Source organism: Nocardia cyriacigeorgica, assembly GCF_010858045.1.
Classification (GTDB): Bacteria; Actinomycetota; Actinomycetes; order Mycobacteriales; family Mycobacteriaceae; genus Nocardia; species Nocardia cyriacigeorgica_E.
Map to the genome: position 1 here is coordinate 262,674 of NZ_JAAGVC010000003.1, position 21,176 is coordinate 283,849.

Genomic DNA, 21,176 nt, shown 5'->3' on the forward strand with positions numbered 1-21,176 from the left:
CCGTCGGCGCCGAGCGTGACGGTGACCCCCCGCGACGGACACCACTGGTGTGGGATCCCCATCCGAAAGGGCCGACCCCCGTGCGCGGGGCGGACCTGGTGACGCCCAACCGCCCCGAGGCCGAGCACTTCCTGCCGGACTCGGCCGATGTCGGTGCTCGTGCCCGTGCGCTCGCGCGGCGCTGGTCGGCGCGGGCGGTCACCGTCACGCTCGGCGCCGACGGGGCGGTGCTGTTCTGCGCCGGACGATCCGATGTCGTGCGCATCCCGGTTCCGGCGACAGGACCGATATCGGTGCGCGACACCTGTGGTGCCGGCGACCGCTTCGCGGTGGCCGCCACGATCGCCATGGGTGAGGGCGCCGACGCCGAGGACGCCGTCCGCGCGGCCGTCGCTGCCGCCTCGGCCTTCGTCGCCGACGGCGCGGCTGCCGCCTTCGGCGAGAACGCGCCCCAGATCCCCGCACCCGAACTCGCCGCGAGCGACCCGAGCTGGTGAGCGTCGTCCTGGTTCTGCGCGCACTCGGTCTCGGCGATCTGCTGACCGCGGTACCCGCCCTGCGCGCCCTGCGCCACGCCCGCCCCGGCGATCGGCTGGTGCTGGCCGCTCCGCGGTGGCTGCGCCCGATCGTCGAACTGACCGGCACGGTCGACGCACTGCATCCGGTATCGGGCCTCGGCGCACTGCGCTGGGCCGGGCCGTCTCCGGCCACCGCGGTGAACCTGCACGGGCGTGGACCCGCCAGCATCGCCGACCTCGCGGTCATCGCGCCCGAGCGCCTGATCACCTTCGGGCACCGCGATTTTCCACAGTTCCCCGGCCCGGACTGGCCGGAGGACACCCACGAGGTCACCCGCTGGTGCGGCCTGCTCGACTGGGCCGGGATTCCCGCGGACCCGGCCCGGCTGTCGCTCGCGGCGCCACCGGCCACCGCAGCCGATCCGGCGCGAGTCCTCATCCACCCGGGCGGCAGCTCGGCCGCGCGCCGCTGGCCCGCCGAACGATTCGCCCGCGTCGCCGCGCACCTGCACGGCCGCGGATACCGGGTGCTCATCACCGGCGATGCGCGCGAGCGCACCCTGGCCGCACAGGTGGCCGCCGAAGCCGGTGCGGGCACGGTGGTGGCGGGCCGACTGGCCCTGGACGAGACCGCCGCCCTGGTCGCCGGTGCGCGCCTGGTCGTTTGCGCCGATACCGGCCTCGCGCATCTGGCCACTGCGTTCGGCACGCCGTCGGTCGTCATCTTCGGGCCGAACCCGCCGCGCTGGTGGGGACCACCGCCACGGTCCCGGCACCGGGCGCTGTGGGCGGGCCGGATCGGCGATCCGCATGCGAGCACACCCGATCCCGGACTGCTCATGATCGGCGCGGACGACGTCATCGAGGCCGTCGACGACCAACTCGCGCTCGCCTGGTCACCGCGCGCCCGCACCGACGCGATGAGCACGGTGAGCGACCGTGCCTTCTGACGGCGCCGAGCGTGCCGCGGTGACCGTCGGCATGGTCGCCGACCCGGATCTGCCTGCCCGCCTGGCCCACCAACTCGGCGAGCGCCTACCGGACCTGCTCGCCCGGCACGATCGCGGCATCGACTGGAAGGTCGAGGTCTTCTACGACCCGTTCGAGGCGATGCACCCCGACGACGAACACCTCATCGACAAGGCCGCCCAGCACGTCGGCCATACCGACTGGGATCTGGCGCTGTGCCTGACCGATCTGCCGTTGCGCACCGACGACGGCATCGTGCTGGCGAGCCTGGACCGAGCGCACCATGTCGCGCTGATCTCCCTGCCCGCGCTCGGCGGCTGGCGCTTGCGTAACCGGTTGCAAGAGCTGGCCGTGCGGTTGATCGACGGGTTACGACCGGCCGGGGTCCCGCGCGAACTGCGGATGCCGCGCCCGTTCCACCGCGCCCGCGTCGAGACCCCCGACCCCTCGACGGCGCGCATCGTCTCGCCTCGGCGCGTCGGATTACCGCGGCTGCTGGCAGGCATGGTGCGAGCCAACCGGCCGTGGCAGCTGTTCCTCGGGCTGTCGTCGGCGCTGGCGGGATCGCTGGCAGGCACCGCGTTCGGTGTGTTGTATTCCAGCATCTGGCAATTGGCCACCGCGCTCGGGCCGTTCCGGCTGGCGGGTGTGGTGGTCACCGCGATCGCCGCGCTCACCGTCTGGACCATCGCCGGGCACGGCCTCTGGGAGCGCGCCGATGCCGCGGGCATGGCACACGGACCCGATCTCGCACTGCGCAATGCCGGCACCGTGGCCACCGTCGCGGTCGGCACGGTCGTGTTCTTCGCGACGCTGTTCCTGCTCACCTGCGCCGCGGTCGGGCTGATCATCCCGCCGGCCTACCTGGGCAGCGTGCTCGGTCGCGCGGTCGATGTCGGCGACTACCTGACCATCGCGGCCATGGCGAGCGCGCTCGGCACGGTGGCGGGCGCGGTCGGTTCCGGCCTGGAAGACGACATCACCGTCCGGCGCGCCACCTACGGCTATCGCGAGCGGGAACGACGCGACCGCGTCGCCCGCGACCGGGACAGCTGAATCGGCCCGGCGGCGTGGTGTGGGCGCCGGGCACGCGGGTATGCCGGTAGGGCCGGCCGACACGAGGAGGACCGATGCGGGTAGTCGTGATGGGGGCGACGGGGAACGTGGGCACCGCGGTGATCGACGCGTTGTCGGGCACACCGGAGGTGACCTCCATCGTCGGTGCGGCGCGGCGGCGCCCGGCCGAGGACCGGGTCGGGGTGGAGTGGGTCGCCGCCGACGTACGCCACGACGACCTCACCGCGCTGTTCCGCGGTGCCGATGTCGTGGTGCACCTGGCCTGGCTGTTCCAGCCGACCCACCGGCCCCTTGACACCTGGCGGGCCAACGTCGGCGGCACCTCACGAGTGCTGGAGGCGGTGGCGGCCGCGCGGGTGCCTGCCCTGATCTACGCCTCCTCGGTCGGCGCGTATTCGCCGTGCACAGACGACCGCCCGGTGTCGGAGTCCTGGCCCACCGAGGGCTGGCCCGGCGCGTCCTACATGATCGAAAAGGCGTATGTGGAACGGCTGCTCGACACCTTCGAGCGCCAGCAGCCCGACTGCCGGGTGGTGCGGATGCGCCCGGCCTTCACCTTCCAGTACGCCTCCGCCAGCGAGCAGCGCAGGCTGTTCCTCGGGCCGCTGATGCCCAATCCGCTGCTGCGGCCCGGGTTGCTGCCGGTGCTGCCGTATCCGCGCGAGATGCGCTTCCAGGCCGTGCACAGCGTCGATGTGGGACTGGCCTATGCGCTGGCCGTGGTCTCCGAGGCGCGCGGCCCGTTCAATATCGCGGCCGAACCGGTGCTCGCCCGCGCCGAACTCGCCCGCATCCTGCGCACCCGCACGGTCGAAGTGCCGCCCCGGCTGGTGCGCACCGCGCTCGCGGCGGCCTGGCATCTGCGGCTGGCGCCGGCCACCCCGGGATTGTTCGACGCGATGATGCACCTGCCCGTCATGGACACCACCCGCGCCCGCGTCGAGCTGGGCTGGACGCCGCGGATCAGCTCCTCGGACGCCGTCACCCAGTTCCTGGACGGATTCCGCGCCGGCGCCGGGGGCCGGACGCCGCCGTTGGCGCCGGATGCCGGCGGGGCCTGGCGCTACCGCGAGTTCACCTCCGGTGTCGGTGGACACGACCCGGTCGACCGCGCGCTCGCCCAGCACGGACGATGAGGACCGCACGGCTGTGTCGCCCGGGCGTTGGCGGGTAGCCGATCAGCATGGCAACTATCGCTCCCTTACCGAAGGAACGCATCGGCGCACCGCTGCGCGCCGTGGTCACCGGCTCCGATTCCGGCATCGGACGTGCCATCGCCGTCGCCCTCGCCGGTGGCGGGGTGGATGTGGGCATCACCTATCACGCGGACGAGCAGGGCGCCGCGCGCACCGCCGAGCTGGTCACCGAGCGCGGCGCGCGGCCCGCCGTCCGCCACCTCGATCTCGACGATCTGCCGACCAGTACCGCCGTCATCGACGAATTCGCCGCCGAACTGGGCGGGCTGGACGTGTTGGTGAACTGCGCCGGAACGGGCTCGGCCACACTGGCCATGGAGATGGACTTCGACACCTGGCGGCACGTGCTGTCGGTGGATCTGGACGGTGCGTTCCTGTGCTCCCAGCGCGCCGCCGCGCACATGATCGAGGCCGGTCGCGGCGGACGGATCATCAACATCACCAGCGTGCACGAGCACGCGCCGAAGGTCGGTGCGGCGCCGTACTGCGCCGCCAAGGCCGGACTGGGCGCGCTCACCAAGGTGCTCGCGCTGGAACTCGCCGAATACGACATCACCGTCAACTCGGTGGCGCCGGGGGAGATCTCGACTCCGATGACCGGCCAGGAAGACGCCGATCCACGTGCGCAACCGCGCCCCGGACTGCCACTGGGCCGCCCCGGCCACGCCGACGAAGTCGCCTCCGTGGTGGCCTTCCTCGCCACCCCCGCCGCCGGATACGTCACCGGCGCCTCCTACATCGTCGACGGCGGCATGCTGCTGATGGGCCCGCAGTCCAGCCAGCTCGTCCCCGACGAGAAGTGGCGTCGCCCCTAGCCGGGTTGACCTTGACCCTGCGTCAGGGTTGCAGCCTTGGCGCATGACGCACAACAGCACCCACGCCGCTCGGCTCGTCCCGCCGATCGGCGCATTCCAGGACATCGATGGACGGCGACTGTTCATCCACCGAGCGGGCAGTGGGGGACCGGCGGTGGTGTTCCTGCCCGGCGCGAGCGCGGTGGGGCTGGACTACTTCGGTGTCCAGCAGGAGATTTCGCGATTCACCACGGCCGTGATCTACGACCGTGGCGGAACCGGCTACAGCGATCGGCTCCCGCTGCCGCGCACGGCTGCCGCCGTTGCCGTCGAGCTGCGCGATCTGCTGCGCGCGCAGCACATCGCCGGCCCCTACGTACTCGCCGCGCATTCCCTCGGCGGGTTCTACGCGCACCGATTCGCTCAGCTCTATCCGCGTGAGGTGGCCGGACTGGTCTGGCTGGATGCCCTGCACCACGACTGGGACGCGTACATGCCGGCATCAGCGAGCCTGGCCGCCGCCGAACACGCGGGCCCCGGCCTCGCTGAACTCGAGCAGATGCGCCCGATGCTGCGCGACATCCACTCCGAACTGCTCGCGGCCTACCCCGAACACCTGCGGCAACCGCTGGTGCGGGCCAAGCTGACCACCGAGTGGCTTCGGGCCGGCCTCGCCGAACGCAGCGGATTGGCCGAACTCGCCGCCGAGCTGCGCGGCGGGCCCGGGCTGCCGGATGTCCCCACGATCGCGCTCAGCGTCGTCGGCACCGATCCGGCCGAGCGGGACCGGATCCCGGCCTCGACGGTGCAGCAGCTGCACGATGGCAGACGACGCATGGATGCCGCGCGGGCGGCTGCGGCCCCGCAGGGCGAACAGCGCATTGTGGACGACACCGTGCACCACCGGCTGTGTTTCGACCGCCCCGACGCCGTCGTCCGGGCGGTCGCCGATGTCATCGACCGGGCCACCCGCCCCTAGACTCGGCGCGATCACCCGCGACGACGATTCGGAGGAGGACGGTGCTCACGATCGGACAGCTCGCCACGACCGCCGGCGTGACCGTGCGCACCGTCCGCCACTACCACCACGTCGGACTGCTGCCCGAACCCGAACGCGACGCCTCCGGCTACCGCCGCTACAGCCCGCAGACAGCGGTCGATCTCATCCGGATCAGGACCCTCGCCGAGGCCGGGGTGCCGCTGGCCCGGATCGACGCGTTGCTACACGCCCGGCCGGCCGAATTCGCCGCCGCCGTCGCCGATATCGACGCCGACCTGCAGCGCAGAATCGACCAGCTGGCCGGCTACCGCCGCAGCATCGCCGCACTCGACAGCGGTGAGCGGCTCGTCCTCCCGGCCCAGGTGGTCGACATCCTGGACCGCATGCGCCGCCTCGGCGTCAGCGAGCGACGTGTCCGCGCCGAACGTGACGCGTGGATTCTGATGCAGGCGCTGGAGCCGGGCGCCATGGCGCAGCGGATCCGGGAGAAGAACAGCGCCTTCGACGATCCGGAGACCGTCCGGCTGTATCTGGCCTGTGATCGCGCGGCGGACTGGGATCCGCGCGATCCGCGGCTGGACAGGCTCATCGACGAGCTCGACGCGTGGAAGACCCGGCACGAAGCAGACGGCGGCGGCTCCGGACATGTGGCGCTGGTCTTTTCCCGGATCTCGGAGGAAACCCCGGCGTGGCAGCGCATCGTCGAGGTGCTCACCTACCGCGCCGAGCGGCGCCGCACCGCCCGGTCGGGCAGTGGAGGCGGTGCGGCTCTCGGTTCGCCTACCAGTACCGATGCCGCTGCCCGTCGGTGTCGGCGATCCAGATGATCGCGTCCGCGCCCGTCAGGTCCGCCGGGGTGAACGGGATGTGGCCGGGCATCATCGGCTCGCCTGACCGGATCGTCGCGGGCAGGGCGGCGCGCAGCGGGCCGGCCGGGAACAGGGCGCGCCCGCTGGTGGCCTCCGCCAGCACACCGGCCAGGGTGCCCGGCTCGCTGTGCGGGTTCGCGTCGGCGGCCACGAAGGCATAGCGCTCACCGAGGGCGAGGGCGACGAGCGCGCCGGCGTTGGCCCACCGCACCTGGTTCTCGCCGACCGCCATGCTGGGCGGCGCGTATTGCAGGTGCACATTGTGGGCGAAGACCAGGGTGGCACCGCGGTGTTGTTCGCGGGCCCTGATGTCGAGCAGGTTGTCGGCCATCAGCTCCGCGCGCACCGCGAGCATGTGCGCGATGCGGTCGGGGCCGGTCTCGGCCATGGCGGCATGGAAGCGCAGTTGGCCGAGGGCGGTGCGGGCGGAGGCGACGGCGTCGGCGTAGCCGTCCGGGTCCGCCGGGTGCAGGGCAGGCGCGGCGCGCCGCAGGGCACCGGCCAGATCGTCGGCCAGGATACGCAGGGCGCGAGCGCGTTCGGAGTCTCCGATGGAGGCGGCCGGGTCGTACATGGCGGCCTGGTTCGTCCACTCGGCGTCGTCGCCGAGTAGCGTTTCCAGCTCATCCGCCGACCGCGGGCGCAGGGGCTCGGGCAGGTACGCGACGGTCGCGCGCAGGGCAGGTCCGGGGCTCGCGATCTCGACCTGGTCGCCCGGAAAGTCGAAGCCGTAGAAGCGGACCCGATCGTGCGGCGGGCGGCCCGCGTTGTGCATGCGGAGCCATTCGACGAGTTCCCGATTGCCCGGTACGGCGCCGAAGTGATGGCTGAACCCGGTGGCGAGCACGGTGTCGAGATCGGTGCCCGCGCCGTGGACGTAGTCGTCGACCAGCGTGGCGGCGGTCATGTCGATCTCGAGCGCGATCGACCGGAAACCCCGGTCCACCAGTTGGGCGAGGAGTTTATTGCGCAGCACCGGGAAGGCCGCGATCCCGTGCGTCGGCTCGCCGAGCCCGAGCAGGGCCGTCGGCTCGGCACGCGCGGCGAGCAGTTCGTCGATGGCCCGGCCCAGGCTCGCCGAATCGCCGAGTTCGCGCCCGAGCGCGCGCAGCGAGGTGTCAGTGGACATGGATACCCCTTTCAGAAGAACCTGCCCTCGACGCTATCGTTGAAGAATCGGGTGAGACTTTCTCGAACCCCACCAGGCATTTACTGCTGAAACCCTCAAACGGAGGTCCGCGCTGCGTCCCATCGACCTCGCCCGGGAACACCGGTTGTCCGCCCAGGCGATCCGCAACTACGAGGACGCGGGCATCCTCCCGCCGAGCGCGCGCAGCGACACCGGCTACCGGCGCTACACCTCCCTGCACGCGCAGGCGCTGCGCACCTTCCTCGCCTTACGTGCCGGACACGGCCATGAACCGGCCGCGGAAATCATGCGCGCCGTCAACCGCGGCGACACCGAATCCGCCTACCGCCGGCTCGACGCCACCCATCTGGCCCTGCTCACCGAACGCGACACCCGCCTCGATGTCGCCGCCGGCCTCGGCGCACTGTCCACCACGCCACCGCCGATCCCCGGACCTCCGCTGACCGTCGGCGAACTCGCCCGCCGCATCGGTGTGCACCAAGCCACCCTGCGCGCCTGGGAATCCGCGGGCATCCTGCGCCCGCAGCGCAACCGGGCGACCGGCTACCGCGAATACGGCCCCGACAGTGTGCGCGACGCTGATATCGCTCGTCAGCTGCGCCGCGGCGGCTACCCGCTGCACAAGGTCGTGCAGTTCCTCGACTCCGTCCACGAGGCCGGCGGCCCGGAAGCTCTGCACGAGTTCCTGGCCGCCTGGCAACATCGCCTCGACACCCGCAGCCGCCACTTACTCAGCGGTGCAGCACAATTGGATGCCTACCTCACCCTGCTCGATCGCCGATAGCCGGTCCGCGCCCAGGGCTGCACAGTCTCGTCGCATGCCGAGCGCACTGCGCCCGCCGCCCTGGCCCGAGCCATCCTGCACGGCGACGCATGAGCACTCCGGTGCTTCCAGGGCCGCCGTGCCCGACGGCTGCGGCTCGGGTGTGACCTCAACTGCTCGCCGGAACGCCGACCTGCTGCGGTGTCTTGTCATTGCGCAGCCCGCGCCAGCTGGGGTGGCGTAGGCCCTCGCCGGTGTATTCGCGGTATTCGATATCGCCGACCAGGACCGGGTCCACCCAGTGGGCGGCGCCGACGGCGGAGCGGGGCGGCGGTTGGGGGAAGGGCGGATCGGTGCGGGCGAGGGTATCGAGACGGGCGCGCAGGGAGCGGCGGACGGCGGCGGTGAAGCCGGTACCGACGTTGCCGAGGTAGACGAGGCGGCCGTCCGGGTCGTTGGCGCCGAGGATCAACGATCCGAAGGTGGATGCCATGGCGCCGTTGCCGGTGGTCCAGCCCGCCACGATCGCCTCGGTGGTCTTGCGCAGGGGCGTTTTGATCCAGGCGGGGGAGCGGCGGCCGGGCTGATAGGTGGAATCGATGCGTTTGGACACGATGCCTTCGAGATGGTTCTCCCGGGCCACGGCGATGAGCTTGTCGGCGTCGACGTCGAGCCAGTGCGGCGGAGTGCGCACCGGCGCGTCGGTGAACTCCAGCTCCTGCAAACGCTCGCGCCGTCGCAGGTACGGCAGGCCGGTCAGCGAGTCGGGGCCGGCACCGAGGATGTCGAACAGATGCAGCTGCACCGGCACCGCGGCGATCAATTGGTTGGTCGGCCGCACGACATGCATCCGCCGCTGCAACAATGCGAACGACGGCGCGCCCGTGGCGCTCTGGGCGATGATCTCGCCGTCGAGTACCAGCTCACGCCCGCCCGCCAGATCGCCGAGCACGCCGGCCAACTCCGGATACGACCCGGTGACATCGCGCTGATTGCGGCTGTAGAGCCGGCATTCACCGCCCCCGCAGACCACGATCGCCCGCACCCCGTCCCACTTCATCTCGACCGCCCACTCGGCATCATCGGGCGGCCGTCCTGAGACGGCAAGCATCGGCGCCGGAACCGCGACCACCGCCCCAGCGTATCCGCAGCAAACCTCCGCGTCCGCCGATTCGCTCGGGGCACGGTCGGGCGGCGTGTTCACACCAGGTCGCGGGGGATGCGCCGGTGCCAGTTCTGCGAATACACCCGCTGGTCGACCACCCGCGGGTCGACGGTGGACAGGTCGATCTCGTAGGCGTCGAGCCGGGCGTCGATGACGAACTCCTCGGCGGTGCAGCGCAGCACGGTGCGGGTGACGATCTCGGTGCGCCAGCTGCCGCGCTCGAGACGGCGCACGGTGCGGGTCTCGCCGCGTACGGAGGTGACATCGTTGCCACGGAAGCTGAACCATTCGGTGGTGGCACGCCGGACCCGGGTTCCGGTCTCGTCCAAACGGATGATGCCCTGGTCGTTCTCCACTTCGAGCGTGGAGACGCCGCTGGCCAGGTCGCGTTCCACCTTCCAGTGGTGCTTGCCCGGCTGCAACCGAGTGCTGGCGTCCGGTGGCGCCGCTTCCGGGGCGCCGAAGGAACGCGGCTCGGTGTCCCCGCGCCGGGCCGGACGATGCGGCAGCATGAGCGAGCTGCGCCCCGCCACCAGGGTGAGCATGACGGGCTCCGGCGACGGCCAGGCCAGCGGCCAGTACGACGAGGAGATCGACAGCCGGATCCGGTGACCGGGCGGGAACGAGTGGGCGATGCCGTTGAGCGGCACCCGGACCCGGTAGTGGCGGCCCGGCTCCAGCGGCCGCGGATCGGCGCTGCCGTCGCGATGGGTGAGGTTGAGCAGCCCGTAGGTCACCCGGGTCGCCTCGCCATTGGGCGCCACATCCGACAGCCGCGCGGCGACCATCGCGTTCGGACGGTCCGCCGACACCTCCAGCTCCAGGCTCGGCAGCCCCAGCACCTCGAAGGTGTCCTCCAATGCCTCGGTCTCGAAGACCAGCGACCCGCCGTCCTCCTCGCGCTGGTCCGACGGGAGATCCGGGGTCGCGGCATAGGACGCCCATTTGCCTGCGAACATGCCGACACTCAATGGCGACTGCACGTGCAGCAGGCGGGCGTCGATCTCGGCCGGCGCCTCGGCCAAGGTGTAGCGCCCGAGCACGTAGTGCCGCGGCTCGATTCCCGCGGAGGGCCACCGCGGTTCACCGACCCAGCGGCCGGGCCGGTCCTCGTAGGACGGCTGCGGTGACACGCTGTCCTGCATCCACGCCCGCAGCATCGGCTCGTCCATGATCCCGGTGTCGACGCCTTTGAGCCAGTGATCCCACCAGCGCACCAGCTCCTGGAGGAACCCGATCGCCGGGCCGGGCACCCCCAGATGCGGGTACTTGTGCCCCCACGGTCCGATGATGCCGAGACGGGGCACCTCGAGGTGTTCGAGCAGCCGGAAGATGGCATTGGTGTATCCGTCGGCCCAGCCGCCGACCACCAGCACCGGGCAGCGCACCGCGCCGTAGTCCTCGTTCACCGACGCCCGTTTCCAGTAGTCGTCGCGGTGTTGATGGCGCAGCCACTGCTCGATCCACAGCCCACTGCCCGCCAGCCGTTCGTGCCACATCTCGCGCCAGCGATCACCGACGATGTCCGGATCCGGTGGCAGGCTGTTGAAGGCGAACATCACCGTCGCTTCGGACAAATTGTCCGAGAGCAGGCAGCCACCCATGTAGTGCATGTTGTCGACATAGAGGTCCTCGGTCGCCGACGCGCTCATCACCGCCTTCAACGCGGGCGGGCGCTGAGCGGCCACCTGCAAACTGTTGAAACCGCCCCAGGAAATGCCCATCATGCCGACATTGCCGTCGCACCACGGCTGCGCGGCCAGCCATTCGATGACGTCGCAGGCATCCTGGTGTTCGGTGGGCAGGTACTCATCGGTGAGCACACCGTCGGAGTCGCCGCTGCCGCGCAGGTCGACCCGCACGCTGACATACCCGTGCCCGGCCAGATAGGGATGGTTCAACGCATCTCTGGCTCGGGTGAGGTCGCGTTTGCGATACGGGATGTACTCGAACACCGCAGGTAGTGGCGTGTCGGCGACCGGTCGCCACACGCGAGCCGCGAGCCGGGCCCCGTCGCGCATCGGGATGAAGATGTTCTCGATCTCGCGCACCCGGTAGGGAAACGATTCGACCGTATGCACTCAGTCGACCTCCTGGAATTCGAACCGAAGGGCCTCGAGACAGTCCTGATACCGCTGTTCGAGCTCGGCGTGATCGTTCGCGCCGATGTAGAGGGTGGCGAGCCGGTACCGATAGGCATCCTGATTCGGCAGCTCCGACAAGCGGTCGCCGACATTCACGTCGATGTGCACCACCGTCGCCGGGAACCGCCGGCGCAGCGCCGCGATCTCGCTCTCGGCCGGCACCCTCGTGACCACACCGTCGTCGTACCGGGGGATCAGGCATTGGGCGGCGACGGCGAAATCACCCTGCCGGGAAGGCATCCGCGGCCTGCGCCCGAGCGCGACGTCGATGGCGACCGAATGATTCGAGGTGCCATCGACTTTGACGAACAGATCGCTGTGCGACTGCGAGATCCGGGTATTGATCTCGATCAGCCACAGCTGTGCGGTCTCCGGCTCCCACATGAACTCGGAGTTGAAGCAGCCGTTGTCGAAACCGATGTGGCGCAGGTACCGCTCGGTGACGTCGATCATCTGCTGTTGGACCTCGACCGGCACCGTGCGTGCCGGGTAGTCCAGGTGCACGAAACTGTGGCCCGCTTCGTCCTTGCGCATGTCGAACACCCCGTGCACGTGGTACTCGCCCTGGAACATCGATCCTTCCGGCGCCGCCTGGATCCCGCTGACGACCTGTTCGGCCAGGCAGGTGCGACCGCCGACGGCCCGGGCCTCCTCGGGGACGCGCACCCGCTCGAGTACCTGGTCGAAGGGGTCGGCGATGCGCGCGATGGCGTCCCTGATCTCGGCGGTCGCGTCGGCGAACTGCTGTGCGTCGGCGATCTCGAACCCCAGCTGTGAGGAATGCGCCTTGATCGGCTTCACCCAGAACGGGAACGCCAGGTCGATCGTGTCCAGCGCGTGCGCATCGAAGGGGTCGAAGGCGGCGAACCCGGGGACGCATTCGGGCACCGACGCCCGTTGCAGCATCCGGCTCCACAACTTGTGTTCGCAGCCGATCACACTGTCCAGGCTCGGCGAGGGCAGGTGATACTCGGCGGCCAGGATCGGCACGAGCACGCTGGTCGGGAAGTCCCAATGCGCGATGATCGCGTCGATCGGGCCGTCGAACGCGGCGAGTTCGTCGCGTGCGCGCCGGAGCAGCTCGTCGAAGTCGAACTCCTCGGCCGAGACCAGCGCGTCGTAATCGAGCAATCCGTGCACGCGCAAGCCACCGGGCACCTCGACCGTCTCCAGGTCGGCGCGCTGCCCGCGCGTCAGACCCGGGACGAAGACATTCACCACGTTCGTCCTCCAAATGCGGCTACCGCGATGACGGCGTCGGGCCGGGCAGCGACAGCCGCTCTCACGCCACAGCTCGACGGGCTCTTGGACACCGGCTACCCCGTACCGGGCGCGGCACGCACCCGGCACGATTCCGGGCCGCTGCGCACCCCTCGTTGAGACCGGCCATCGGGGGTTCCATCAGGCCACGGCCGCCGCGGTGCCGGTCAACAATGTGCACCTGGTGCGCGGCATGCTCGGCAGGCCCGGCTGCGGGGTGTTGCAGATGAACGGCCAGCCCACCGCCGAGAACACCCGTGAATGCGGCGCCGACGGCGACCTGCCGGGGTTCCGCAACCAACCCGGCGGTCTCGCTGCCGGAGCTGGGACGTATCCGCGAGATCCTGTCGCAGGAGCGGCTGTTTCTGGTGGTGCAGGATATTTTCCGGACCGAAACCGCCGAACTGGCCGATGTGGTGCTGCCCGCGGCGGCGTGGGGTGAGAAGACCGGCACCTTCGACGGGCAGCCGCTACCGGCCTGGCATGATCCGGAATCGGCGTTCGAGGCATGGCAGCGGTGCTCGGACGGCCGACCCTGCGATTACACCGGCGTCGGTTACCGAATGCTGCGCGGTGGTGATCGCCGGAGCGGATGCCGCCGACCTCGGCATCTCCGAGGGAGATCTGCTCGAGCTGACCTCGCCGCGCGGCACGATCCGGGCGCACGCTCGGGTATCGAGGATTCGGCGGGGTGTGTTGTTCGTACCGTTCCACTACGGCTACTGGGATGCCGAGGGGCACGGTCATGATCGTGCCGCCAACGAAATGACCGTCACCGATTGGGATCCGGTGTCCAAACAACCCCTGTTCAAGACTTCGGTGGCAGCGGTCCGCCGCCTCGCCCGCGGCAGCGAACCGGCCCGCGCACCGACCAATACGTCCTCGGCGCCGCTGGACCAGTCCGTGCCGCCCACCCGTGGGGGAGCGCAGGCGATGGCGGACTCCGATGTCACCGCTACGAGGAGCTCCCGATGACATTGGCGATGCCGCTCGACGAACTCCATCGCGGTGAGCACACGCTCGAGCACGACCTCACCGCGCTCTCGGCCCATCACCACGGCGAGCACGAGATCCGCTACATCGCAGGCGATCTCGCCGCCTGGTCGCGCGAACATCGGAAGCGGATCGAGCGAGTGTGCCCGCACCGTGGTGCCGGCGCGCACCACGCGGTGAGCCTGCGATCGATCACCGCACCACTACAGCGACGGGTGAGTGATCTGCTGGAACTGGCACAGGATTGCCATCCGCAGACCCTGCGTCAGCTGCGCTGGGCGAACGCCATGCTGAAAGTGCTGTCCCCGCAGATCCTCGCCGGCTGACCACCGTGGCCATCGCGTTATGACGAATAAGCGGTGCCGACCACACGATGTCGTAGACTGGTCGGTATTCAAAGGTTTGCCTTCAGAATGCAGGGTGGCCTGATCAGGGCGCGCAAGCGCACGGACCTGATTCGGGAGCATGATGGCACCACATTCCGAGTTCGAGACCACCCCGTTGCCGCGCCGGGAACTCTCCGCGCTGTGCGGGCACCCCGATCCGAAGGACCGGCTGGTGTGCTGCCGGCGCAGCCGCGGCCGCTCGGTCGTGCTGTCGGTGCGCGGCGAGGCCGACGCCTTCACGCTGCCGCTATGGCGGCAGGCAGTCGCCGAGGCCGCCGAGGATGCGCGTGCCAAAGGTGGCGGGTTGATCGTCGACACCACCAGACTGAATTTCCTGTCCTGGCGCACCTTGGCCACGCTGGCCGAGGACGCTGAGCGCTTCGGATGCGACGGCGTACCGGTGTGCCTGGTCAGTACCAGTTCCACGGTCTTCCGGCTCGCCGCCGCCGACCCGCGGGTCGGGCGGCTACCCATCCACTCCACCGTGGTGAGCGCGCTGACCCGGCTCGAGCTGGGCCGGCGCGGTTCACCTCCGCCGCGCGGAACCCGCCATCAGCAGACGCGCACCGCTCTCGTCGACCCGCCGCCGAGCGGGGACGGCTACAGCTCGACGAATGGGCATGGCTGACCGGGCGCACGCCACTTCGATGCCACGCCGGCGGCCCGGGCCTGCGACGTGGGCACACAGCCGCTCAGACGAGCCCGCCGACGATCACGCGGAATCTTCGTCCGGCTGCCCGTCGGAGCCGCCGTGATCGACGCCTGCCGTGCCGTCGCCTCCCAGTCGCCGGTGCACGGTGAGCAGCATGTGGTCGAATCGGATGCGCTGCTGCGCGGGCGCCTCGCCCTGCGTGCGAAGTGCCGCGACGAGTAGTTCGGCGAAATCACGCAGTTTGATGTTGGTTTCCTGGGATCGCCACCGCAGCACCCGGAAGGCTTCGTCGGCACTGAGACCGTAGATGAGCATCAGAGCGCCCTTGGCCTGTTCGATGACGGATCGGGCGTGGATGATGTCGGGCACCGTCTCGTCGAGGATTTCCTTGCGCTGGACGTCGAAGGATCCGGTGACGTCCACGCAGTATCCGGTGGCGCCGACGACGACGCCGTCCTCGACCAGCGGCTCGCCCACCACGATGACATGATGTTGCTGCCCGGCGGTGTCCACGATGCGGTGCCTGCTGGAGAACGGTTCACCGGTCTCGATGGCCTGCGCGATGCACCGCGCGACGCCCTCGCGGTCGTCGGGATGTTTGTGTGACAACAGCAGCTCGGTGGTCGGCTCCACCTCGCCGGGTTCGTATCCGTACAACCGGGCGGCCTCATCCGACCACGCCCAGTGCTCGTCGGTGAACCAGAGCCGCAGGATCCCCATCCGCTGCGGCTCTCCCGCCACTGCCTCCAGCGGATGGACAGTGGTGCCCGGTTCACTTTCGCCGCGCATGCTCGGCACCCGCCCGATTATCGTCTAACCAGCGGAAATATGCCAGGAGCCGGATCGCGGAGGCAGGGTGGCCGGCGGGGTCGTGCGGGCTCGACAACCACACCAGGAAACAGTTCTGAATCCCATGGTGAAATCACGCGCGACCGGTCGCCGGTACTGCTTCAATTAGCTATCCGGCGAGGGCGATCGCCGGGAGCGGAGGGTGGACGATGGATCCGCAGGCGATTCGAACGGCTCTCTATGGCGGCGATCCGGCCGGGACCGATCACGGGAGACCATGGCCCGGGATCGCCCCGATATTCGCCGTGGCCGCCGCATCGGTGCTGATCTGCGCGGGATGCGGTACGACGCCTCCCACTGCTCGTACCCCACCGCCTCCCGTCGGTGCGACGACGTCGAACGAGGCGGCCATCGCGACCACGCCGAGCGGTGCCGGACCCGACAACACGACCGGTGGCCAGGTGCCGCCACGTGGCCCGGGAACCGGTGGGCCGCCGCCGGTTCCGGGGAAGCCGGATCGTGGTGGGGGCGGCGGTGGGCCGGTCGCGCCGATCCGGATCGCGAACCCGGTGCAGCGTCAGGGGACCCCCATCGACCCACTGCTCGCGGAGGTGCGTGCCGCTGTCGCCAGCGTGTGCGACGGGTGCGTGGTGACGAAGGGCATCAACCCGGATTCCGAACGCACACAATGCGTGTACGACGGATTCAGCGGCGCGCAACACGAACCGTGGGATGATGAGAGCGATCCGATCGGGGGCTATCTGCTCATCACGCCCGGTGTGCCACTGGTGTTGCTGACCGGCCCGGTTTCCTGCGATCCCACGGATCCCGGTGGGACGGGCGGTACCGGTGAGGGCGGCACCGGTGGTCCCGGTGAGGGCGGGACGGGCGGTTCCGGTGAGGGTGGAACGGGCGGTACCGGTGAGGGCGGGACCGGTGGTTCCGGTGAAGGTGGAACGGGCGGTACCGGTGAGGGCGGAGCCGGTGGCTCTGGAGCAGGCGTGACCGAGACTCCCGAGACCGGTGATGGCGCAGCAGCCCCCTGAACCAGCTCCCGGCAGCGCGGAGCCGCGCAGCGACGAGCCGTCATCGTCCCCGTTCGAGGGATTCGGCAAGGTAGCCGCGACTCTCGGCCAATTCGTCGCGCCGACGACACTGCTCACCGCACTGTTGTTCTACTTCGGCTGGAACCACGTCTACTGGTACTTCCGGCATTTCGGCGTCGAGTCGGCCAGCCTGCATCCGAGCATCACCGACTACCTGATGCGCAGCGTCGATGCCCTGTTCGTCCCGCTGATCGTGGCCGGGGTGATCGGGATGGCTTTGACCTGGGGATATCTGGCGTTGCCGGAATCGGTGCGCGGTGCGCCACGTAGTCGGTGGCAGTTGCGGGTGGTGACAGCGATCGCGGTGCTGGTGCTGGCATTCGGGTTGAGCCGGCTGTTCTTCGTGTTCCCGTTGAACAACATGCTCGGTGCGGCACCGCTGTCGGTCATCGCCGGGGTCGGCTTGCTCTGGTACGTCGTCCTGCAACGCAGGCAACTGTTGCGTGAGCGCGACCCGCAGGCGCCGCCGCGCTCGGAGGCCGCGGCGGTGATCGAGTGGACGATCCTGTTCGTCGTCGTCGGAATCAGCCTGTTCTGGGTCGCGACCGACTACTCGGCGGCGGTCGGCAACTCCCGAGCCCAGCTGTCGACCGCGGAAATCCCGTACAGCCCAGGTGTTGTCGTCTACAGCGAGAAGGATCTACACCTGTCCAGCGTCGACGTGCGCAAGGTCGCCTGCGACCCCGCCGACAATTCCGGTTACCGATTCCGCTACGACGGTCTGGTCATGCTCTCCCATATCGGCGACCAATATGTCCTGCTCCCACGCAACTGGCCCACCCACCGCGGCGCCGCCATCGTCCTGCCGGCCTCCGCACCCGGCGCGGTGCGATTCGAGTTCCGCCTGTCCGACAACCCCGCAGGCGACCGCTGCTGACACTCGCGACTGCGCGCTGAATGCGGGGCGCAGTAGGGGAAACCGGCTCGCGCTACCGGCCGACGGAATCGCGGTCGTTCAAGGCCGTGAGGACCTCATGGGCCGCGCGGGTGCCCGATTCGATGGCGCCGTCGAGGTAGCCGGCGTGCCCGTCCGCGGTTTCCGTTCCCGCCCAATGGATATCGCCGACCGGTGTGGCCGGGAAGGGTGGGAATCCGTCGGTGGTCCCTGGTTCGGGAAGGGCGACGTACCCGCCACCCGCGTACTGGTCACGGTGCCAGGACTTCTCGTGCCAGTCGACCGGTTCGGTGACCTCGGGGCCGATGTGCGGGATCAGTGGGCCGAGGATGGTGGTGCGGCGGTCCGCCGGATCGAGGTGGTCGAGATCGCGGGCGCGGGGGCCGGCGGCGAGGACACACAGGTGGCCTGGTCCACCGGGTGGGCTGGTGTCGAAGACGGCACTGCCGGGGTTGTCGAGCTGGATGAATTCACCGCCGTGACGGCTTCGCCAGAACGGGCGCTCATAGACCGCGATCGCCTTGTAGACCGAACCCATGTAGGTGTTCTGCGTGAGTGCGATTCGGCTCGGCGGCAGCGCGGGGGTGAAGGTGATGTGCCGTTGCATGGGGGCGGGCACGGTGACGATCACCTTCGCGGCGCGGATCTCGTCGTCCGGCGTGCGGACGGTGATGCCGCGGTCGCCGCGCTCGACCGAGGTGACCGGCTGCCCGCATCGCACACGCACACCGAGTTCGGCGGCCAGGCCGTCGACGAGCGCGCCCACGCCTTCGGTCAGCAGGAATTCCTGCGCGCCGCCCGCGGTGGACATGATGGTGCGCAGACCGCCCTGGGCTCGGATCATCTTCGTCATCGCCTGAACCGAGATCCGGTCGAGGTCGGCCGTCCACGAGACCTCCGCGATCACTTCCAACAGCCGGCGTGCTGTGCGGCCGGGCACCCGCCGCAACCATTGCTCGACGGTCGAGTCGTTGCACCGCGCTGGTGCGCCGATCCGCGCCAGCAGTTCGACTCCGGCCAGCACCAGCCCGGCCGTGAGCATCGACGGACCTACCGGCGACAATCGGCGTGCGCCGGTCACCACGGCGGGAAGGGGCCCGGTGTGCATCGGGAACGGCGTGAGGCCGAATTCGGCCGCCACCGCGGTGATCCGATGATGATCGTGGCCGATCCATTGACCACCGAGATCCACCCGCGAATCCAGCATCGTGGTCGCACTCATCGCTCGCCCGCCGATCCGGTCGGCCGCCTCGAGCATGATCACGTCGGTACCGCGCTGATGCAGTATGCGCGCCGCCGTCAACCCGGCCAGGCCCGCACCGACCACCACCACGGTCCGCTCGCGCGATGCCTGCACCGAGTTGTCATCCATGACGTAGCCCTTCTCCGCGGGTTCGGATTGCTGTGCACGGTCCCGGCGGTTGCCGCGAGACGGCTCGCCCGGAGGGGCGGCGAGCTGAACTAAGTCGGTCAACCGTACGACATTTACGGTAGACGTCGATCCCGGGGCCCGCAAGGGCCGAGGCGGGCCGGTACCAGGGACGAGCACCGTGCCGGGTGGGCTACCGGGACACGGGGCGCGGATCGGCGAAGCCGACGATCATCTCCACCGCCTGTTCGAGGTCGCGACGAGAGCGCGCGAGATCCGGATCGGTCACGTGCTGCATGATCAGCCCGTCCACCACCGCGAACGTGAGCCGGCCGAGAGTGCCGAAATCGACGGCACAGCGTTCGCCCGACGCTCGCGCGGCCGTTTCGCAGAATTCGGCGACCAGAGTCGCGTAGCGCTCGCAGAGCAGCCGGGCCAGGCCGCCGGGGCCCTCGCTGCGCACCGAATACATGGCCAGCTCGTATTGCATGACCTGGAGTCCCGGTTCCCCCTCGACGAGGGTGTCCCAGAAGTTGGTGACACCGTGCCGGATCGCATGTTCCACGCCCTGATCGAGCTCCAGGCCGGCCCGCGCGGCGGCCATTGCGTCATCGACGACGGTGGTGATGACCGCACGCAGCATTTGGTCCTTGGTGGGGAACACGTAGTGCAATGTGCCCAAGGGAATGCCGGCCTCGACCGCGACCGCGCGCGTCGTGATGCCGCCCACCCCGACCTCACCGAGCACCTGGATCGCCGCCGCGACGATCTGCCCCTCACGCTCGGTTGCTTTGACGTAGGCCATCGGCGTCCTCCTCATCGGGCCGATCGAGTTCCGCGCCGCCGTAGTGTGGTCGCGCCGGAAGTCGGACGTTCGACCGACTGTAGGGTAGCGGAGAAAGTGGACGGCCGCCGCGTACGGGTTCAGCTCTGGTTCGCCGCCGCGTAGTGTTCGGCGATCTCATCGCTGGTGGTGAGCCAGACGCCGTGGTGGCCGGCGATGTATTCCAGGGCCTGGTCGAGATATTTGGCGCGGTAGGGCTGGCCGGTGACGAACGGGTGCAGGGCCAGCGCCATGACCCGCCCGCTCTGCGCGGAGTCGGCGTAGAGCTGGTCGAAGTGGTCGGTCACGATCTGCACGAAGTCCGGGCCGGTGAAGCTCTTCATCGTGAACAGGCCGAGATCGTTGAGCTCGACGGAGTAGGGCACACTCAGCAGTCCGGGCACGTTCAGCCGGAACGGCTGGTCGTCGGCGGTCCAGTCGAGCAGGTAGGTGAGGCCGAGTTCGGCCAGGATCTCTGGGGTGTCGAAGGTTTCGCTGAGTGCGGGGCCGAGCCAGCCGCGCGGGCGTTGGCCGGTCGCCTTCTCGATGGTGGCGATCACGTCGGTCAGGTAGGCGCGTTCGTCCTCGACGGCCGACTGCACCGTGGCATTGTCGCGGCCGTGCGCCAGCCATGCCCAGTCGCGCTGCTGGCCGGCCGCGATGATCTGCGGATACTTCTCGCACACCGCCGAATTGACGAGCGCGCTGGCGCGGATGCCGTGCCGGTCGAGGATCTCGGCGATCCGCCAGATACCCACCCGCGGCCCGTAATCGCGCCAGCCGTAGTTCAGTGGGTCGGGCACCAGACCGGCGGTGGCCTCGTTCAGGCTGGTGGCGGGTGCGTCCACCGGGAAATGCTCGATATTCAGACCGACGTAGAACGCGATGCGGGCACCACCGGGCCACTGAATCGGTTCCCGATCGACGATCGGGCTGTAGTCGTAGAGCGCGTTGTCCATACGGGTCCTTCCGGTTGCGTGCGTGCCGCCCGCCGCGGGCACCGCCGCGAACGGTATGCGTTACGGCCCGCGGGCGCGAGGGGGACAGGCGACGGATAGGGGACCGCACGCGACACGAGCTTGTGCTCGCGACCAACCGGCCTCCGGCCGGGCAGTGATTTGCCCAGACGTAGCCGAGAGGTATGTGCCTGCGCGGGTGCCGTGCGTACCGTGAGAATCGCCCTGGTCGGAACCGATGTGAACGGCAAGCCCATTCGCGACCACTTGCTTGCCGCGCCCCCTGCGATGGACCGTCGATC

General features: G+C 69.8%; 20 protein-coding genes and 1 pseudogene. 13 read left to right on the forward strand and 8 right to left on the reverse strand.

The features are described 5' to 3' along the window. From GV790_RS30715 to GV790_RS05145, 7 genes are all read left to right on the forward strand, one after another. Positions 1-497, forward strand: a 497-nt coding sequence (locus tag GV790_RS30715) for a PfkB family carbohydrate kinase (RefSeq protein WP_218586374.1), incomplete at its 5' end; no start/stop codon positions are given. Beyond that, the gene (locus GV790_RS05120) at positions 494-1,468 is read left to right on the forward strand and encodes a glycosyltransferase family 9 protein (RefSeq protein WP_163810979.1); all 975 of its coding nucleotides are present in this window, start codon (positions 494-496) and stop codon (positions 1,466-1,468) included. The genes GV790_RS30715 and GV790_RS05120, both read left to right, overlap by 4 nt. Then, complete coding sequence (locus GV790_RS05125) at positions 1,458-2,543, forward strand: hypothetical protein (RefSeq protein ID WP_163810981.1); 1,086 nt, start codon at positions 1,458-1,460, stop codon at positions 2,541-2,543. The genes GV790_RS05120 and GV790_RS05125 overlap by 11 nt, the downstream gene beginning before the upstream one ends. 74 nt (positions 2,544-2,617) lie before the next feature. Continuing rightward, the gene (locus GV790_RS05130; protein ID WP_163810984.1) at positions 2,618-3,700 is read left to right on the forward strand and encodes an NAD-dependent epimerase/dehydratase family protein; all 1,083 of its coding nucleotides are present in this window, start codon (positions 2,618-2,620) and stop codon (positions 3,698-3,700) included. A gap of 47 nt (positions 3,701-3,747) precedes the next feature. After that, a complete protein-coding gene (locus tag GV790_RS05135) occupies positions 3,748-4,575 on the forward strand; it encodes an SDR family oxidoreductase (RefSeq protein WP_163810986.1) in 828 nt (275 codons plus the stop codon). 43 nt (positions 4,576-4,618) lie between these two features. After that, a complete protein-coding gene (locus GV790_RS05140) occupies positions 4,619-5,533 on the forward strand; it encodes an alpha/beta fold hydrolase (RefSeq protein WP_163810988.1) in 915 nt (304 codons plus the stop codon). Positions 5,534-5,574: 41 nt separating this feature from the next. Beyond that, entirely contained in the window at positions 5,575-6,381 is an 807-nt protein-coding gene (locus GV790_RS05145) for a MerR family transcriptional regulator (protein ID WP_163810990.1), read from the forward strand. Here GV790_RS05145 and GV790_RS05150 read toward each other — a convergent pair. Then, positions 6,335-7,552, reverse strand: a complete 1,218-nt coding sequence (locus GV790_RS05150) for an erythromycin esterase family protein (protein WP_163810992.1) — start codon at positions 7,550-7,552, stop codon at positions 6,335-6,337. The genes GV790_RS05145 and GV790_RS05150 overlap by 47 nt on opposite strands. Positions 7,553-7,664: 112 nt before the next feature. Here GV790_RS05150 and GV790_RS05155 point away from each other — a divergent pair, with 112 nt between their 5' ends. Continuing rightward, the gene (locus GV790_RS05155) at positions 7,665-8,357 is read left to right on the forward strand and encodes a MerR family transcriptional regulator (protein WP_163811145.1); all 693 of its coding nucleotides are present in this window, start codon (positions 7,665-7,667) and stop codon (positions 8,355-8,357) included. 148 nt (positions 8,358-8,505) lie between these two features. On the opposite strand, the gene ligD is transcribed toward GV790_RS05155, so the two are convergent. From ligD to GV790_RS05170, 3 genes are all read right to left on the reverse strand, one after another. Next, on the reverse strand, positions 8,506-9,447 hold the full coding sequence (gene ligD, locus GV790_RS05160) for a non-homologous end-joining DNA ligase (protein WP_163811147.1): 942 nt from the start codon (positions 9,445-9,447) through the stop codon (positions 8,506-8,508). A gap of 89 nt (positions 9,448-9,536) precedes the next feature. Beyond that, positions 9,537-11,582 carry a CocE/NonD family hydrolase gene (locus tag GV790_RS05165; RefSeq protein ID WP_175585803.1) on the reverse strand — a complete coding sequence of 682 codons (2,046 nt, stop codon included), beginning with the start codon at positions 11,580-11,582 and terminating at the stop codon, positions 9,537-9,539. Next, positions 11,583-12,863 (reverse strand): ATP-grasp domain-containing protein, encoded by a 1,281-nt coding sequence (locus GV790_RS05170; RefSeq protein WP_280212490.1) that lies wholly within the window; start codon positions 12,861-12,863, stop codon positions 11,583-11,585. Positions 12,864-13,002: 139 nt separating this feature from the next. Between GV790_RS05170 and GV790_RS05175 the strand changes: the two are divergent. The 3 genes and pseudogenes from GV790_RS05175 to GV790_RS05185 form a co-directional block, all read left to right on the forward strand. Next, positions 13,003-13,880, forward strand: a pseudogene (locus GV790_RS05175) (molybdopterin oxidoreductase family protein); the annotation flags it as partial. Next, entirely contained in the window at positions 13,877-14,224 is a 348-nt protein-coding gene (locus tag GV790_RS05180; RefSeq protein WP_163810996.1) for a hypothetical protein, read from the forward strand. The pseudogene GV790_RS05175 and the gene GV790_RS05180, both read left to right, overlap by 4 nt. Before the next feature lie 142 nt (positions 14,225-14,366). Then, the gene (locus GV790_RS05185; protein ID WP_163810998.1) at positions 14,367-14,912 is read left to right on the forward strand and encodes an STAS domain-containing protein; all 546 of its coding nucleotides are present in this window, start codon (positions 14,367-14,369) and stop codon (positions 14,910-14,912) included. 84 nt (positions 14,913-14,996) lie between these two features. Here the strand turns inward: GV790_RS05185 and GV790_RS05190 are convergent, their stop codons facing one another. Next, positions 14,997-15,725, reverse strand: coding sequence for a PAS and ANTAR domain-containing protein (locus GV790_RS05190; RefSeq protein ID WP_163811151.1), 729 nt, complete (start codon positions 15,723-15,725; stop codon positions 14,997-14,999). 305 nt (positions 15,726-16,030) lie between these two features. On the opposite strand from GV790_RS05190, the gene GV790_RS30500 reads away from it, so the two are divergent. Together GV790_RS30500 and GV790_RS05200 are read left to right on the forward strand one after the other, a co-directional pair. Continuing rightward, positions 16,031-16,771, forward strand: coding sequence for a hypothetical protein (locus GV790_RS30500; protein WP_175585804.1), 741 nt, complete (start codon positions 16,031-16,033; stop codon positions 16,769-16,771). Next, entirely contained in the window at positions 16,752-17,708 is a 957-nt protein-coding gene (locus tag GV790_RS05200) for a hypothetical protein (protein WP_163811001.1), read from the forward strand. Before GV790_RS30500 ends, GV790_RS05200 begins: the two co-directional genes overlap by 20 nt. A 52-nt stretch (positions 17,709-17,760) precedes the next feature. Here GV790_RS05200 and GV790_RS05205 read toward each other — a convergent pair whose 3' ends face one another. The 3 genes from GV790_RS05205 to GV790_RS05215 form a co-directional block, all read right to left on the reverse strand. Then, entirely contained in the window at positions 17,761-19,098 is a 1,338-nt protein-coding gene (locus GV790_RS05205; protein ID WP_163811003.1) for a flavin monoamine oxidase family protein, read from the reverse strand. Between the two features lie 190 nt (positions 19,099-19,288). Further along, the gene (locus tag GV790_RS05210; protein ID WP_163811005.1) at positions 19,289-19,900 is read right to left on the reverse strand and encodes a TetR/AcrR family transcriptional regulator; all 612 of its coding nucleotides are present in this window, start codon (positions 19,898-19,900) and stop codon (positions 19,289-19,291) included. A 119-nt stretch (positions 19,901-20,019) separates the two neighbouring features. After that, the gene (locus GV790_RS05215; RefSeq protein ID WP_163811007.1) at positions 20,020-20,877 is read right to left on the reverse strand and encodes a polysaccharide deacetylase family protein; all 858 of its coding nucleotides are present in this window, start codon (positions 20,875-20,877) and stop codon (positions 20,020-20,022) included. Positions 20,878-21,176: the final 299 nt, after the last annotated feature.